The sequence below is a fragment of the Thalassobaculum sp. genome, assembly GCF_965223715.1.
Lineage (GTDB): Bacteria > Pseudomonadota > Alphaproteobacteria > Thalassobaculales > Thalassobaculaceae > Thalassobaculum.
Map to the genome: position 1 here is coordinate 2,899,798 of NZ_OZ245012.1, position 15,231 is coordinate 2,915,028.

The 15,231-nt window shown below is 67.5% G+C and carries 12 protein-coding genes; 6 read left to right on the top strand and 6 right to left on the bottom strand.

The features are described 5' to 3' along the window. Window positions 1-83 precede the first annotated feature (83 nt). On the bottom strand, window positions 84-1,169 hold the full coding sequence (locus ACOQOP_RS13340) for an FAD-dependent oxidoreductase (RefSeq protein ID WP_420562292.1): 1,086 nt from the start codon (window positions 1,167-1,169) through the stop codon (window positions 84-86). A gap of 347 nt (window positions 1,170-1,516) precedes the next feature. On the opposite strand from ACOQOP_RS13340, the gene ACOQOP_RS13345 reads away from it, so the two are divergent. Then, window positions 1,517-3,211, top strand: a complete 1,695-nt coding sequence (locus ACOQOP_RS13345; RefSeq protein WP_420562293.1) for a S8 family serine peptidase — start codon at window positions 1,517-1,519, stop codon at window positions 3,209-3,211. 10 nt (window positions 3,212-3,221) lie between these two features. Here ACOQOP_RS13345 and ACOQOP_RS13350 read toward each other — a convergent pair whose 3' ends face one another. Together ACOQOP_RS13350 and ACOQOP_RS13355 are read right to left on the bottom strand one after the other, a co-directional pair. Further along, window positions 3,222-4,913, bottom strand: a complete 1,692-nt coding sequence (locus ACOQOP_RS13350) for an ATP-binding protein (RefSeq protein ID WP_420562294.1) — start codon at window positions 4,911-4,913, stop codon at window positions 3,222-3,224. Between the two features lie 190 nt (window positions 4,914-5,103). Further along, window positions 5,104-6,201 carry a mandelate racemase/muconate lactonizing enzyme family protein gene (locus tag ACOQOP_RS13355; RefSeq protein ID WP_420562295.1) on the bottom strand — a complete coding sequence of 366 codons (1,098 nt, stop codon included), beginning with the start codon at window positions 6,199-6,201 and terminating at the stop codon, window positions 5,104-5,106. A gap of 158 nt (window positions 6,202-6,359) precedes the next feature. On the opposite strand from ACOQOP_RS13355, the gene ACOQOP_RS13360 reads away from it, so the two are divergent. The 5 genes from ACOQOP_RS13360 to ACOQOP_RS13380 all read left to right on the top strand — a co-directional run bounded on the left by ACOQOP_RS13360 (window position 6,360) and on the right by ACOQOP_RS13380 (window position 10,727). After that, window positions 6,360-7,892 (top strand): acyl-CoA synthetase, encoded by a 1,533-nt coding sequence (locus tag ACOQOP_RS13360; protein WP_420562296.1) that lies wholly within the window; start codon window positions 6,360-6,362, stop codon window positions 7,890-7,892. Between the two features lie 16 nt (window positions 7,893-7,908). Further along, window positions 7,909-8,784, top strand: a complete 876-nt coding sequence (locus tag ACOQOP_RS13365) for a dimethylarginine dimethylaminohydrolase family protein (protein WP_420562297.1) — start codon at window positions 7,909-7,911, stop codon at window positions 8,782-8,784. 88 nt (window positions 8,785-8,872) lie between these two features. Further along, complete coding sequence (locus tag ACOQOP_RS13370) at window positions 8,873-9,919, top strand: pentapeptide repeat-containing protein (RefSeq protein WP_420562298.1); 1,047 nt, start codon at window positions 8,873-8,875, stop codon at window positions 9,917-9,919. A gap of 128 nt (window positions 9,920-10,047) precedes the next feature. Then, window positions 10,048-10,383 carry a cyclic nucleotide-binding domain-containing protein gene (locus ACOQOP_RS13375; protein WP_420562299.1) on the top strand — a complete coding sequence of 112 codons (336 nt, stop codon included), beginning with the start codon at window positions 10,048-10,050 and terminating at the stop codon, window positions 10,381-10,383. After that, entirely contained in the window at window positions 10,380-10,727 is a 348-nt protein-coding gene (locus tag ACOQOP_RS13380; RefSeq protein WP_420562300.1) for a PilZ domain-containing protein, read from the top strand. Before ACOQOP_RS13375 ends, ACOQOP_RS13380 begins: the two co-directional genes overlap by 4 nt. A gap of 13 nt (window positions 10,728-10,740) precedes the next feature. Here the strand turns inward: ACOQOP_RS13380 and ACOQOP_RS13385 are convergent, their stop codons facing one another. Genes ACOQOP_RS13385 through ACOQOP_RS13395 form a run of 3 tightly spaced genes read right to left on the bottom strand, consistent with a single transcriptional unit; the run spans window position 10,741 to window position 15,152 of the window. Beyond that, complete coding sequence (locus ACOQOP_RS13385) at window positions 10,741-12,324, bottom strand: cisplatin damage response ATP-dependent DNA ligase (RefSeq protein WP_420562301.1); 1,584 nt, start codon at window positions 12,322-12,324, stop codon at window positions 10,741-10,743. Then, complete coding sequence (locus ACOQOP_RS13390) at window positions 12,321-13,358, bottom strand: ligase-associated DNA damage response exonuclease (RefSeq protein WP_420562302.1); 1,038 nt, start codon at window positions 13,356-13,358, stop codon at window positions 12,321-12,323. The genes ACOQOP_RS13385 and ACOQOP_RS13390 overlap by 4 nt, the downstream gene beginning before the upstream one ends. Before the next feature lie 45 nt (window positions 13,359-13,403). Next, window positions 13,404-15,152, bottom strand: a complete 1,749-nt coding sequence (locus ACOQOP_RS13395) for a methyl-accepting chemotaxis protein (protein ID WP_420562303.1) — start codon at window positions 15,150-15,152, stop codon at window positions 13,404-13,406. Window positions 15,153-15,231: the final 79 nt, after the last annotated feature.

Below are 15,231 nucleotides of genomic sequence, written 5' to 3' on the forward strand. Positions count from 1 at the left end.
GACCGTTCGGAGACCCCCGGACTCTAAGGCCGGATGATTAAGGCGAGGTTACCATGCCCGGGGAGCGGATCGGGTCTGATCCCTCAGTCGGCGAGGCCCATCAGCCGGGGACGCAGCCGCGCCTGAACCGGCTCCAGCGGGACGAGGCAGCGCAGGGCCAGGTTGCGCAGGGCCTGGGCGAGCGGGTTGCGCAGGGTGACCATGGCCAGCATCCGCTCGGTCTGGGCGATGACGGACAGGCCGACCTTGCGGCGATCCCGGGAGTAGGTCTCCAGCCCGCCGCCCACGATCCGGTTGGCCAGGACCGTCGCGTCCTCGATGCCGAGGTTCATGCCGCGGCCGCCGGCGGGCGAGTGCAGGTGGGCGGCGTCGCCGGCCAGGAAGACCCGTCCCGCTCCGTAGCTGTCGACGATCCGGTGGCTGGTGGTGAAGTCGGTATTCCAGGCGGGCTCCCCGACCACGCGGCCCAGGGGCAGCCGGTTCAAGGCGTCCGGCACGGTCGTGACGATCCGGAACCACCGCCGCCCCAGGGGCAGGACAAGCATGGCGTGGGCCGGCTGGAGATGCATGACCGCCTCGTCATCCCTGTAGGGTCCGTCGATCTGAACATCCGCAAGGTTCCAGCGCAGGTCGTGCCGCCCGCCGGGAAAGCCGACGCCCAGGCCCTTGCGCACCGCGCTGTGGGCACCGTCCGCGCCGACCAGATAGTCCGCCGTGGCGGTCTCCGCCCAGCCGCCGGGCCCCGTCAGGGCCACGGTGACCGTCTCACCCTCCCGGTGGAATCCGGTGAGCTCGGTCTCCCGTTCGACCCGCCCGCCCTGGGCGTTCAGCTCGTCCTCGAAGATCCGTTCGGTCTCCGACTGCGGCAGGCAGACCAGATAGTTGTAGCGATGGTGAAGCCGGCTCAGGTCGATCTCGGCCAGCGGGTCGGCGCCGCGGAAGAACCGCATCCGGTTGATCCGCTGCCCAGCCTCGATCAACCGGTCGGAGAGCCCGGAGGCTTCCAGGTGCTCCAGCGTGCGGACATTGATCGCCAGCGCCTTGCTCAAGGTCGTGCGCGCGGGATTGCGGTCGATGATCCGGACCGCCGCCCCGTTTCGGAGCAGCCGGTTCGCCGCGGCAAGCCCGACGGGCCCCGCGCCGACGACCAGAACCTTCGGATGCGCCATCGTGACCTCCCCCGCCCTGACCCCCTTTGCCACCGGACCGTCCGGCAACTGGGAAAGACCTCATGGTGATAGGGATATTATAAAACCACAAAAAATCACTCAATCAGATCCACCATGCAGCAAGTCCCAGAAGTGTGATCCTTATCACAACGCAACACTTCGACTCCTCACGCAACCTTCCGTATATTTTTTATGGGAGACGAGGATTGGGAGCGAGCGGACAGAAGTCCGGCACCCGCAGACATTGGGTAAGCCGGCACCTTTCCCGTGCCCGCTCTGCCCCTGCCTGCTGGTTCCGCCCCAGTTTTCGATCTCGTGCATCGCTATGAGTCCGGGGGGATGGGGCCATGGGGAACTGGTCGGTGGCGATCGTCGATAGCGGCGTGACCCACGAGACAGAGGCCGTCTACGGCCCCAGCCTGTTCGACTACGACTATTACGGCAGGGACGGCGACACCGACGGCGGCAGAACCAGTTCGCACGGATCCAGGGTCGCGCAGTCGGTCGAGACGACGAACGGGGAGTTGGAGCGTCTCGATCTACAGATCTCGAACAACAGCGGTTCCCTGATCTCCAGCCTCGCCATCCGCGACGCCCTCCACGACGTCAACAACCTGGCGAACGAGGGCTGGCACGTTGGCTCGGTCAACATGAGCTTCGGCGGCTACTATTCTTCCTGGACCAGCTATTTCCGTTCGCAGATCGCGCTGCTGCACAACCAGGGCATCTACAGCGTCGCGGCGTCAGGCAACTACGGCACTCGGACCTATCTCGAATACCCTCAGTACCCTGCCCGCTTCGGCAATGTGATCTCCGTCGGCAGCCACGACGGTTCGGGCAATCCCTCCTGGTTCTCGCAGAACTACAGCGGCGGCGTTCACATCCTGGCGGACGGGGAGCACTTCCCGAACGGGGGCGATTTCGGCACCAGCTTCGCCGCGCCGCAGGTGTCCGCCACCGTCGCCACGATGCAGGCCCTGGTGGAAGCCTCGACCGGCAGTCGGCTCAGCTTCGGCCAGGTGATCGACGGGTTGCAGCAGGGCGGGCACGGGCCGCGCTCCGCGGTAGACCCGGCAGACGGAAAGACAACCTATTTCCTGCTCGATCACGAGGGGTCGGTCTCCTACACCCTCGCCACCCATGTCGACCCGCATGTCTCCTGGCTCGAATACATCGCCTCGTATCCCGACCTGGAGGCCGTCTTCGGACGGGACGCCGCCGCCGCCCGCGATCACTTCATCCATAGCGGCGTGTGGGAAGGCCGGATCTCCGAGTTCGACGGCCTGGAATACCTGGCCTCCTATGCCGATCTGCAGGCGGTCTTCGGTCTCGACCGGGACGCCGCCACCCGTCACTACCTCGACAGCGGCCGGTTCGAGGGCCGTACCGTGACCTTCGACGCCGACGCCTACATGGCCGCCAATCCCGACATCGCGGCCGTGGTCAACGGCAACCGGGACCGGGCGACGGAGCACTACATCACCGCCGGCGCCGCCGAGGGTCGGTCGCCGGGCGGCCAGGGACTGATGGGCGCCGGGGCCGCTCCGGTTTCCGAAGAGGGGACGGAGTTCGAGCGCTCCACAGCGACCGGCGCACGGATCGCCGTCGGTCAGTCCGCGACCGGGACGATCGGGGCCGAGGGCGACCGCGACTGGTACGCGGCGGACCTGGAGGCCGGGCAGACCGTGGTGGTGCAGGTCCATGCTGCGTCCGACGAAGGCGGATCGCTCTTCGATCCCGACCTCTATGTCTACGATTCCGCCGGTCAGTACGTCGCCTACGACTTCGACGGCGGCACCGACCAGGATGCACACCTGGCGTTCACCGCAACGACAGGCGGCACCTACTACCTGGAGGTCGACGGCTATCTCGGCCACACAGGCGGCTATGAGATCACGCTGTCGCAGGCGAATGCGGCGTCCATGGACGATCTGGCCGCCGGCGTGGATCTCGCCGACCGCGAGCCCACAACCTTCTCCGATGTCCGGATCGCTCTGCTGTCCGACGGCCCGCTGTCAACGGATCCGTTCGGGCTACTGTGACCGCCCGGCCTCAGGCGGCCATATCGCGGACCCGCTCCGGACCGAACACCACGCTGACCACCGTGCCCTTGCCCGGCTCGCTCTCCATGCCGACCTCGGCACCGTGGAGTTCGGCCAGCATCTTGACCAGATAGAGCCCGAGTCCGGTGCCTTCGGCCTGGGACAGCGCCGGGTTCCGGGCCCGCGTGAACGGCTCCCAGATGGTTTTCTGGTCGTGCGGGTCGATGCCGGCCCCGGTATCCGCCACCGCCAGGGTCAGCGTCCCGTCCGACGCCGGCGCCAGCCGCACCACCGTCTGCCCGCCTTGGGGCGTGAACTTCAGGGCGTTGGAGACCAGGTTGGTGAGGATCTGGCGGATCGCCTTCGCATCGGCATAGAGCGCCGGCACCTCGTCCGGCACGTCGATCTGCAGGCTGACGCCCTTGCGGTCGGCCTCGACCCCGAGCACCGTCTTGATCGAGGCGATCTCGCGGGAGAGGTCGACCCAGCTCTCATTGATCTCGAAGCCGCCGCTCTCGATCTTCGACAGGTCGAGCAGGTCGTTCACCAGGGCCAGTAGGTGCTGGCTGCTCTCGTGGATGATCTCGGCGTATTCCTGTTCGCGGGTCTTCTCGGTGTTCGGTCGGTGCTGCAGCTTCAAGATCTGCGAGAAGCCGATGATGGCGGTGAGCGGCGTTCGGATCTCATGGCTGATCCGCGCCAGGAACGCGCTCTTCGCCCGGGTCGCATGCTCCGCGCGCTGCAGCGCCGAGCGCACCTGTTGGTCACGGTTCACCAGGTCCGAGTTCGCATCCGCCAGATCCTGGGCGCGCGACACCAGGGCCTGCTGGGCCTGCATCGCCCGGGTGATCACCACAGCACCCGCCGCCAGGGCCAGCGCCAGCAGGATGGCGGCCGGCACGGCCAGGTCGCGCAGTGCGTTCAGCCCGGCATTCGGCGGCTCCCAGTCGAGGATGGCGACCTCCGTCCCGTCCGACCGGAACAGATGGACGGCCTGTTCTGAACCCGACTTGAGGTCGAAAACCACCCTCAGATTACGCAACGCGAAGCGCTCGGACGTGACCGTCAGCCAGGTCTCGTCGAGCGGCCGCAGCACGATCAGGACGGGGCGCGGATGCGGGTCGAGGTCGTCCGGCGCCGGCTGCTCCGGCGTGATGGCGGCCACCCCGGCCACGTACAGACCCGCGGACGTACGGACCAGGCATGGGAAGCCCCTCGGATGATCCATCGGCGAGGACCGGGTCTGACCGATCACCACGGCGAGGTCGTCCACGACCTGGCGTGCCGCCTCATCCGCGAAGGCCGGTCGGTCCGGGTGGGTCCAGGAAAAGACGACGCTGTCATCCTCATCGATGACGATCGTTCCCGTGACCCCGAAGGTTTCCGAGATATAGGTGCCGAGATCGTGCTCCGCCCAGGTCGGATCGAGGTTCACCAGGACGTTGCGGATCGTCACGTCCCAATAGGCGTAATCCTTGGCCAGGAGGGCCATGTCGCGGGTGACGTCCTCGATGGCGGTCTGGGCGAGGCGGTTGGACGAGCGCGCCGCGGTTCGATCGATCTCCACAACCGCAAGCCACACCGCACCGACCGCCAACGCCACCGCGAACAGCACCAGGGCGGCGACCGGAACGAACAGCCGCCACGCGGACGAACCCGTCGTCCGAGACAGCCTAGCCTGCTCCCCGTTATTCCCTGTCACTGCTGACTCTTCCATCCTCGCCCCATGCCCCCGACGCTACCATCGCGATGAGAACCGGCAAAGCGCCGCCGCGTTTGTGAGTTTCCTCACACTCGAGATCATTGCCGACGCGATCGGCCGACCGGCGGCGCGATGCGGAACAGGAGGTTAGAGGGGCAAAAGCCTCCCGACCCTGTCGCGCAGCGCGCTGTCAGGGCAGCCTATGCTCGGTGATGAAGTCGAGCTTGAAGGCCAGGCCGTGTCCGGATCGTTCCGGCGGCCTGTAGCTCCCGGCCTGCGGCAGAATCGGGTCCACCCAGGCGTCCTCCATCCAGTCGACATACTCGATCCAGTGAGGGTTCGGGATCGCCGCCATCAGGTGGACCATCAGCTCCGGGAACAGGTGCGGCGCGATGCGTATCCCCGATGTATGGGCCATCGCCGCGATCCGGCGCAGGTCGGTGAAGCCGCCGCGCATGACGTCGGGCTGGAGGATCGGAATCTTCGGATGGGCGAAGAACGGCCGCAGGTCGTAGCGGGTGAAATGGGTCTCCCCACCGACCACGCGCAGATCCAGCGCGTCGGCGATGCGGAAATAGCCCTCGATGTCCTCGCAATCGACCGGCTCCTCCAGCCAGTAGACCCCGTGGTCCTGGAACTTCCGGCCGACGGCGATTGCCTGATCCGCCGTCCACCCCATGTTCACGTCGATGCAGATCTCGACCCCCTCGCCGAGCGCGGTGCGCATGGCGGCCACATGGGCGATGTCGGTGCGGTCGTCATACAGATGGCCGGCCTGCATCTTGATCGCCTTGAAGCCACGGCCGACATAGCGCTTGGCCTTGTCGACCATGCCGTCGCCGCCGAGCCCGCGCCAGCAGCCGCTGCCGTAAGCGTCCAGCGGCTTCGACGCGCCACCCCACAGCCGGAACAGCGGCAACCCGGCCAGTTTGGCGCTGGCGTCCCACAGAGCGATGTCCAGGGCCGACTGGGCCATCACCGTGATCCCCATGCGGCCGATCCAGTAGTTCGCCCGCCAGAGTTCCTCCCACAGCGCCTCAACCTCGGTCACGTCGCGACCGATCGCGTGCGGCTTGACCAGTTCCTCGATGCAGGCGGCGATGGTCTCCAGCCCGCCGTTCAGGATCTGCAGATAGCCCATGCCGACCACCCCGCCGGCCGTCTCCACCTCCACGACGATCAGCTCGCGTAGCCGGCTGTAGCTCGGCGACCAGCGCGGCGGGTCGATCCACGGCGCGCGCAGCTTGTGAACCCGGATATCGGCGATCCGGCGATCTTTGGCGGACATGGTCCGTCCTCCCCCTGACAGGTTTCTTTTGCCGCCAGGATAGGCGGGCGCGCCGACGGGCTCTACCCCCGCTCGTGGCACGCTGGTACCGTCGCCCGCCGACCCGCGACCAACGGCAGGCGGCGAAACACGGGGTGGAAAGTCGAGGAGGACAAGGGATGAACCAGGCAACCGTGCTGGCCCAGGTGGCGCGGAGCTTCGCCGCCCGACCGGCGCTCTCGTTGGGCACCGAGACGCTGTGCGACTACGCGGGCTTCGCCGACCGGGTGGCGCGCCGGGCGGGCGGACTGCGGGAACTCGGGCTGGAGCGCGGCGACCGGGTGGCGCTGGTCATGAAGAACAGCCCGGAATGCTGGGAGTCCCTCTACGCGGTCTGGCACGCCGGGCTGGCCGCGGTGCCGGTCAACGCCAAGCTGCACCCCAAGGAGCACGCCTTCATCCTGGAGAATTCCGGCAGCCGCGCCTGCCTCGCCACGCCGGAGCTGGCAGCCGATCTCGCCGGCATCCGCGGCGAGACGCCGGCGCTGGAGTACCTGATCTCCACCGACAGCGCCGACTACGCCTCGCTCGGAGCGGGCAAGCCGGCCGCTCTCGCCGACACCAAGCCGACCGATCTCGCCTGGCTGTTCTACACCTCCGGCACCACCGGGCGGCCCAAGGGGGCGATGCTGACCCACCGCAACCTGATGTCGATGGTGATGAACTATTTCGGCGATGTGGACACGATCCTGCCGACCGACAGCATCATCCACTCCGCCCCGATGAGCCACGGCTCCGGCCTCTACGGCCTGCCGCACGTGGCCCATGGCGCCAACACGGTGGTGCCGAAATCCGGCGGCTTCGACGTGGCCGAGACCCTGGCGCTGATCGAACGCTGGCCCGGCGTTTCGTTCTTCTTCGCGCCGACCATGGTGACCCGCCTGATCAACACCCCGAACATCGACCAGGCCGACCTGTCCAACCTGAAGACCATCATCTACGGCGGCGCGCCGATGTACCTGGAGGACGTGAAGCGCGCGCTCGCCCTGCTCGGCCCGAAGCTGGTGCAGATCTACGGCCAGGGCGAGGCGCCGATGACCATCACCGGCCTGCCCAAGCACATCTTCACCGACACCTCTCATCCGCGCTACGAGGCCCACATCGGCTCCACCGGCTTCCCGCGCACCGACGTGGAGGTCCGCGTGGTCGACGAGAACGGCCGGGACGTGCCGGTCGGCGAGCCGGGCGAGGTGATCTGCCGCGGCGACGTGGTCATGGTCGGCTACTGGAACAATCCCGACGCCACCGCCTCCTCCCTGCGCGACGGCTGGCTGTGGACCGGCGATGTGGGCAGCTTCGATGCGGAGGGCTTCCTGACGCTGAAGGACCGCTCCAAGGACGTGATCATCTCCGGCGGGACCAACATCTACCCGCGCGAGGTTGAGGAGGTGCTGCTGCGCCATGCCGCCGTGCTGGAATGCGCGGTGATCGGCCGCGAGCATCCCGACTGGGGCGAGGAGGTGATCGCCTTCGTGCGCCCGCATCCGGGTCAGACGGTCACCCCGGCCGAGCTCGACACGCTCTGCCTGGACAACATCGCCCGCTTCAAACGGCCCAAGGACTATCTCCTGGTGGACGACCTGCCGAAAAACAACTACGGCAAGATCCTGAAAACCGAACTCCGCAAACTGGCTGCTCGCGCGGCCGACTAACCGAACGGAACCCTTCATGGACAATACGCCCTGGGGCTGCGACAGCGACTACGGTGTGCTGCGCGACGTGGCCCTTCGTTCGCCCGAGCATTTCGGCTGGTTCGGCGCCAATGCGGTCGCCAAGGAGACCCTGCGCAAGGGCATCATCTTCGACCCCAAGCTGGCGGCCGACCAGCACGCCGCCTTCGTCGCGGCGTTCGAGGATGCCGGCGTGCGGGTGCACATGGTCGAGCCGGACCCGGCGCTGCGCTATCACGTCTATACCCGCGACCCGGCCATCATGACCCCCTGGGGCATCCTGATCGGCCAGATGCAGCGCGAACAGCGCCGCGGCGAGGTCGCGCCGACCGTCCGATTCCATCTGAACACCGGCATTCCGATCTGGAACTGGGTGACCGCCGGTTCGCTGGAGGGCGGCGACGTCCACCTGCTGCGTCCGGGCGTGGCCGCCATCGGCATGTCCGGCAACCGCACCACGCCGGAAGGCGCGGAGCAGGCCAAAGCCTGGTTCGAGGCCGAGGGCTGGGAGTGCCGGATCATCCCGATCGCCGAACACTTCCTGCACCTGGATCTGCTGATCTCCATGGTTAACGAGTCCCTCGCCCTGGTCTGCACCGACGTGGTCGAACCGGAAATTGTGAACTGGCTGGCGGAACTCGGAATCAAGGCCGTACCGACCACTTATGCCGACGCGATGCGACTTGCCGGCAACTGTCTGTCGCTTGGAGACGACCGCGTGATCTCTTCGGCGGAAGCCGAAACGGCGAACGCCCAATTGCGCAGCCTTGGCATCAAAGTATACGATCCTGCCCTGACGATGTTCACCCTCGCCGGCGGCGGCCCGCGCTGTCTGTCACAGCCGCTCCGCAGGGAACCCGTCAAGACTGGCTGACCCGGACCACGGCACGCGCTCACGACGGGAGCGCAGGCGCGGCCGGACCACAGAACGGCAACCGTCTGGATAGAACAGTCAACCGGCGATGACATCGAAGAACCGAAGGATAGACCGCGCGACCTTCTCGGAACTCCTGAAGAAGCACGAGCGGTATCTGCAGAACCCGAAAACAGGGGAGCGGATCAATCTGATGGATGCCACGCTGACCGGCATCCAGGCCACCGATATCGACGTCCACAATTCGGCCTTCACCGGGGCGATCTTCATCAACTGCTCATTCTGGCGGGTCAACTTCCAGGAGTCGAACTTCGAGCTGTGCGACATGAGCGTGTGCACCTTCGAAGGCTCGAACCTGCGCAATGCCGGGCTGCGCGGCGTGCGCATGAAGGGCTCCAACATGAAGAAGGTGGATCTTTCCGGGGCCGATCTCGGCCCCGCGACCTCGCCACTGCCTGGCGTGAAGGAGAACTCCGACCTCAGCGACGCGGATTTCGAACGCGCCGAACTGCGCAAGGCCTTCCTGGCGGGCGCCAACATGCGCCGGGCCAACCTGTTCGAGTGCAACCTGGAAGGTGCGATTCTCAAGGATGCGAGCCTGGAGGACGCCAACCTCTCCGGCGCCAACCTGAACGGCGCCGACCTGAGCGGTGCCAAGCTCAAGGGCGCGCATCTGCGCAACGCCAAGCTTGTCGGCGCCAATCTTGAGGGCGCCGACCTAGAAGGCGCGCGCGGCTTCTTCGGACTGGCGGATCTCGACAAGGCGACCCAGAAGAAGCTGTCGGCCCATGTGGAATGGGTCATGAGCGAGGGACGCAAGGGCCAGCGGGCGATCCTGAAGGGCGCCAAGCTCGGCAAGAAGAACCTGGCCTTCATCGAGCTGACCTGCGCCGACCTGTCGGGAGCGGACCTGCGCGGCTGCAACCTGCAGGGCGCCTATCTGGCCGGGGCGGACCTGCACGGCGCCGACCTGACCGGCGCGATCATGGCCGAGGCCGACCTGCGCGGCGCGGACCTGACCGGCGCGGTTCTGGAGGGTGTCGACCTCAGCGAGGCCCAGACCAAGGAGCTGGTGGTCCGGTCCCGCAACGGCACCACCAAGCTGAAGACCCGGATCGATGCGGCGCGTCCATGACGGTAACGGACAACGTCATCCAAGACCTGCATACGTATGCGAAAAATGCGCGACCAGAACGCAAAACGTTTATCTTGTCTAAAATGTCGATTATAGATCGGCCGCGCAGAGCAGATTGAGGCGACCGAATGAGTGACCTTGGAATTTTCGAGAAGCGCCAGATCAAACAGCGCCAGGTGATTACCCGTCGGGGCGATCCCGGCAAACGCGTCTATCTCCTTCTGGAAGGATCGGTTCAGTCGTCTTCGGTGGCGAACGGAAGCGAGGTCCTGGAGGCGGGATCGCTCTTCGGACGTCTCGACCTACTGGCCGGCGAGGACAGCGGCGCCTACACGGCGACCACGACCGCACTGACCGAAGCGACCCTGATGTACGCCGACGCATCCCAGCTGACCGAGGAGCTGGCGAAGGCCAGCCCGACGATTCAGACGCTGCTGCGCACCACGGTGAAGGCCTTGCCGTGAGTTCCGAGCCCCCGACCCTGGACGATATGGAGGACGGCCCGCCCCAGGGCGAGCGTCGTCACGCCAACCGCGTCCAGATCGAGGGCTACGAGTTCGAGACCGAGGCGGGCGCCTATCCCGTGCTCGACCTGTCGATCGGCGGCATCCGGCTGGCGCGTCTGCCCGACCAGCCGGCGCCCGAACCGGGCGACACCCTCACCGGCACTCTCAGCGGCGGCATCGCCGATCCGATCACCCTGAGCGCCCAGGTCCTCTGGGTCGATGCGGCGACCGGGCATATCGGCTGCAGTTTCCCGGTGCTCGGCCGTCACATCGCCAGCGAGCTGCTGGAGATCCTTCTGTAAGGCCCGACGGTCCCTACTCGATCATCCGTTCCAGCATCTCCAGCCGGTCGGCCTCGCCGGCCGGCTTGTCCCAGCGGATCCGCGAGATCCGGGGAAAGCGCATGGCCACGCCCGACTTGTGGCGGGTGGAGCGGTGGACGCTGTCGAAGGCCACCTCCAGCACCAGCCCGTGAGACACCTCGCGCACCGGACCGAAGCGTTTCACCGTGTGGTCGCGCACCCACTTGTCGAGCTGCTTCAGCTCCTCGTCGGTGAAGCCGAAATACGCCTTGCCGACAGGCACCAGCTCGCCCGCCCCGCTCGCCGGATTGTCTCGCCAGGTGCCGAAGGTGTAGTCGGAATAGTAGGAGGACCGCTTGCCGTGGCCGCGCTGGGCGTACATCAGCACGGCATCGACGGTGAGCGGTCCGCGCTTCCATTTGTACCAGAGCCCCTTGGGCCGACCGGCCACATAGGGCGCGTCGCCCCGCTTCAGCATCAGGCCCTCGGTCGCGGTGCCGCGCGCGCCGACCCGCAAGGCCTCCAGCTCCTCCAGGCTCCCGAAGGCTACCAGGTCGGAAACATCCATGCGCTGCGGCGCCTCGCGGGCGAAGAACGCCTCAAGCCGCGTTCGCCGCTCGTCGAACGGTAGCTCGCGCAGGTCCTCGTCGCCGTCGAACAGGATGTCGTAGAGCCGCACGAAGGCCGGGTATTTCTTCAGCATCGGTGCGGTGACGGTCTTGCGGTTCAGGCGCTGCTGCAGCTCGTTGAACGGCCGGACCTCGCCGCCCGCCACCACGAGAAGTTCGCCGTCCACCACGCCCCGGAAGGTCACGTGGTCGAGGATGTCGGGGAAGGTCGCGCCGATATCGTCTCCGGTACGCGAGTACAGCCGCACCTCCCCGCCCCGGGCCGCGATCTGCACCCGGATGCCGTCCCATTTCCACTCGGCCCGGAAGTCCGACAGGTCCAGCGCCTCGGCCTCGCCCTCCTCCAAAGGATGGGCCAACATGGGCGGGCGGAAGATCGGCCGGTCCTCCAGATCCGGGCGGTCCGCGCGGCCGTCGAGCCAGGCGAACAGCTCCTCGTAGGGTGGCTCCAGCCCGTGCCACAGCTCCTCGATCTCAGCCGGATCGACGCCGCCGTATTCGGCCACCGCCACCTTGGCCAACCGGGCCGACACGCCGACCCGCAGACCTCCGGTGATCAGCTTCAGCAGCGCCCAGCGGCCGGTGGCGTCGAGCGGATCGAGCCATTCCTCGACCACATCCGCCGCTTCCGCGCGCGTCGCCGCGTGCAGCCGCTCCACCACCTCGGTCAGCGACGGCCAGTCCCGGTTGGTCGGCCGCTGCGGCCAGATCAGGGCGGTGGTCTCCGCCAGGTCACCCACATAGTCGTAGGACCAGCCGAACAGCACCGGATCGACCCGGCGCATCGCCAGTTCGCGCACCGCGCCGGCCTTCACACCCTTGAAGCCGAGACCGCCGGTCAGCGCCGCCAGGGCCCACCCCCGGTCCGGGTCGGGTGCCTGCCTGAAATAGGAGACCAGCAGGGCCAGCTTGGCGTTGCGCGAGGGGGTGTAGATCAGCCGGTCGAGGAGTTCGGAGAACGGCTTCACTGCCCTTCCTCCTCGTAGCCGACCAGGGCCAGGGCCCGCGCCTTGTAGCCCCGCGCGGCGGCGGCGTGCATCAGCGCCTCCTCGCTGCCATGGGTGATCCAGATCTCCGGCGCGCCGACGTCGTCGAAGGTTTTCAGCAGCTCGTCCCAGTCGGCATGGTCGGAGATGATCAGCGGCAGCTCCACGCCGCGCTGCCGGGCACGCTGGCGCACCCGCATCCAGCCCGAGGCCATGCACACCACCGGATCCGGCAGGCGGCGGCCCCAGCGGTCGGCGATGGCCGAGGGCGGGGCCAGCACGATCTCGCCCTTGAACTCGTCGCGGGCCACGCCCTTCTGCCCGGCCGTCGCCGGCAGCAGCTCGCCCAGGTCGATGCCGTGGTCGCGGTAGAGGTCGCAGAGGTTCTGCAGCGCGCCGTGGATATAGATCGGCCGTTCCCACCCGGCCTGGCGCAGCAGGGCGATCAGCCGCTGCGCCTTGCCGAGCGCATAGGCGCCGATGACGTGGCAGCGCTCGGGGAACAGGGCGACGCTGTCCAGCAGTTTGGCGATCTCGCCCCGGTCGTCGGGATGGCGGAACACCGGCAGGCCGAAGGTCGCCTCGGTCACGAAGACGTCGCAGGGGACCGGCTCGAACCCGGCGCAGGTCGGGTCGGCGCGGCGCTTGTAGTCGCCGGAGACGACGATCCGCGCGCCCTTGTACTCCAGGCAGGCCTGGGCGCTGCCAAGCACGTGTCCCGCCGGGTGCAGGCTGACGGTGACATCCCCGATCTTCAGACGCTCGCCGTAGCGCAGGGCCTGGCGGTCCTGGTCCGGCTCCGCGCCGTAGCGGGCGGTCATGATCGCCAGGGTCTCCGGCGTGGCGGCGACGGCGCCATGGCCCGAGCGGGCGTGATCGGAATGGCCGTGGGTGATCACCGCCCGGTCCACGGGACGCACGGGGTCGACATAGAACCCGCCGGGCACGCAGTAGAGCCCTTGCGGGCGAACCTCGATCCAGGTCTGGGGATGGGGGGCGGTGGTACTGGCGGCCATGGTCGGAAGGTTAGGCCGTCGCCCGCGCCGGTCAACGGCGGCCGTTCACCGCACCGGCACCACTGTCACAGGTGTCGCGCCGACGGCCCGGAAGACCCGGGCCGTCGGCTGGTTTCGCGGTCGGGCGACCCGGACCCGGTTCACGAACTCCGCCACCTGGACCGTGAGCTGGTCGGCCTGGGACGACAGCTCGCCCGCCGCCTCCAGCACCTCGCCGGCGCTCGCCCCGACCAGGCCGGAGGCCTCGGTCACGTTGTTGATCGAGCGGGACACGGTCTGGGTGCCCTGGGCCGCCTCCTGGGTGCTTCGGCCGATCTCGGAGGCCGCCGCGTTCTGCTCCTCGATGGCCGAGGCGACGGAGGCTGAGATCTCGCGGATTTTCTCGATGCGGGTGTTGATGTCGTTGATGGCGGAGACCGCACTGCCGGTCTGTTCCTGCACGTCCCGGATCTGGGCGGCGATCTCCTCGGTCGCCTTGGCGGTCTGGGTCGCCAGGCTCTTCACTTCCGACGCCACCACGGCGAAGCCCTTGCCGGCATCGCCCGCCCGGGCCGCCTCGATCGTGGCGTTCAGCGCCAGCAGATTGGTCTGCTCGGCGATGCTGGTGATCAGGTTCACCACCTCGCCGATGGCGTCGACCTTGGACGCGAGCCCCTTGATCTCCCGGTCGCTGACCTCGGCGGCCCCCACCGCCAGCTCGGCGGCCTCGGTCTGGTGGCTCATCTGCTGGCTGATCTCGGTGATCGAGCTGCGCAGCTCCTCGGCCGCCGCGGCCACCGTCTGCACGTCGGAGGAGGCCTGCTCGGCGGTATTGACGACCATCGCCGCCTCAGAGATCGCCTGCTGGCTCGACGTGCTCATCGACTCCACGGTGCCGCGCATGGCGACGACCTTGGCGCTCACGGCCTGGACCAGCGCGCCGACGCCCGCCTCGAAATCGTCGACGATCCGGCCCATGGCCCGGCGCTTCTCCTCTTCCGCGCGGCGTTCGTTCTCCTCCTCGCGGGCCTCCAGCTCGAGTTTCTGCTTGGCGTTGACCCGGAAGACCTCGACGGCGGCCGCCATCTCGCCGATCTCGTCGCCACGGGCGCGATAGGGCACCTCCAGCTCGACCTCGTTGGTGGCGAGACGCCGCATCACTGCCGACAGGGCCGGAATGGGACGAAGCATCGTGCGGAAGACGATCAGTGCCAGGATGATGCCGATCACCGTGGCAACCGCCGTGGTGATCACAAGCGACCAGGTGATGTCATACATCACCGCCTCGATCCGCTCCTTCTGCACGCCGGCATAGAGGATGCCGATGATGTCGCCGCCGGTGGAGAGGATCGGCTGATAGACCGTGTAGTACGGAATGCCGAGGATGACCGCCTGGCCCAGGAAGGTCTTGCCGCCGGTGACGACCGGATAGACCGCGCCGGTCTGGCCGAGCGGCGTGCCGACCGCCCGGTTGCCGTCCGGCTTGATGATGTTCGTGGTCTTGCGCCAGAAATCCTTGGTTTCGGCGTCCCAGGCGAAGACCGTCGCGGTCTCACCGGTCATCCGGCCGATCCGGTCGATCAGATCGTGGCTCTCGAAGTCCGGAAGCGCCGGGATCGTGATCTTCTGCACCACCCCGGCCTGGTCGAAGGTCACCTGGACCTCCGGGTAGCGGGCCGACAGTTCCATTGCCGCGATCCGCAGGCTCGCGTTCTGGCGATTGATCGCCTCCGTGCTGATCGATCCGCCGACCGCGCCGATCGCGGCGACGGACAGGGCGAACGCCAGCAGGACCAACAGCCCCGCTGTGACCATACTGGCCTTGGTGGTCAAGCGCATGCGAGTGAAGAAGCCACGCATTAGTGATACTCCGTCATCAAGATTTTGACGAAGA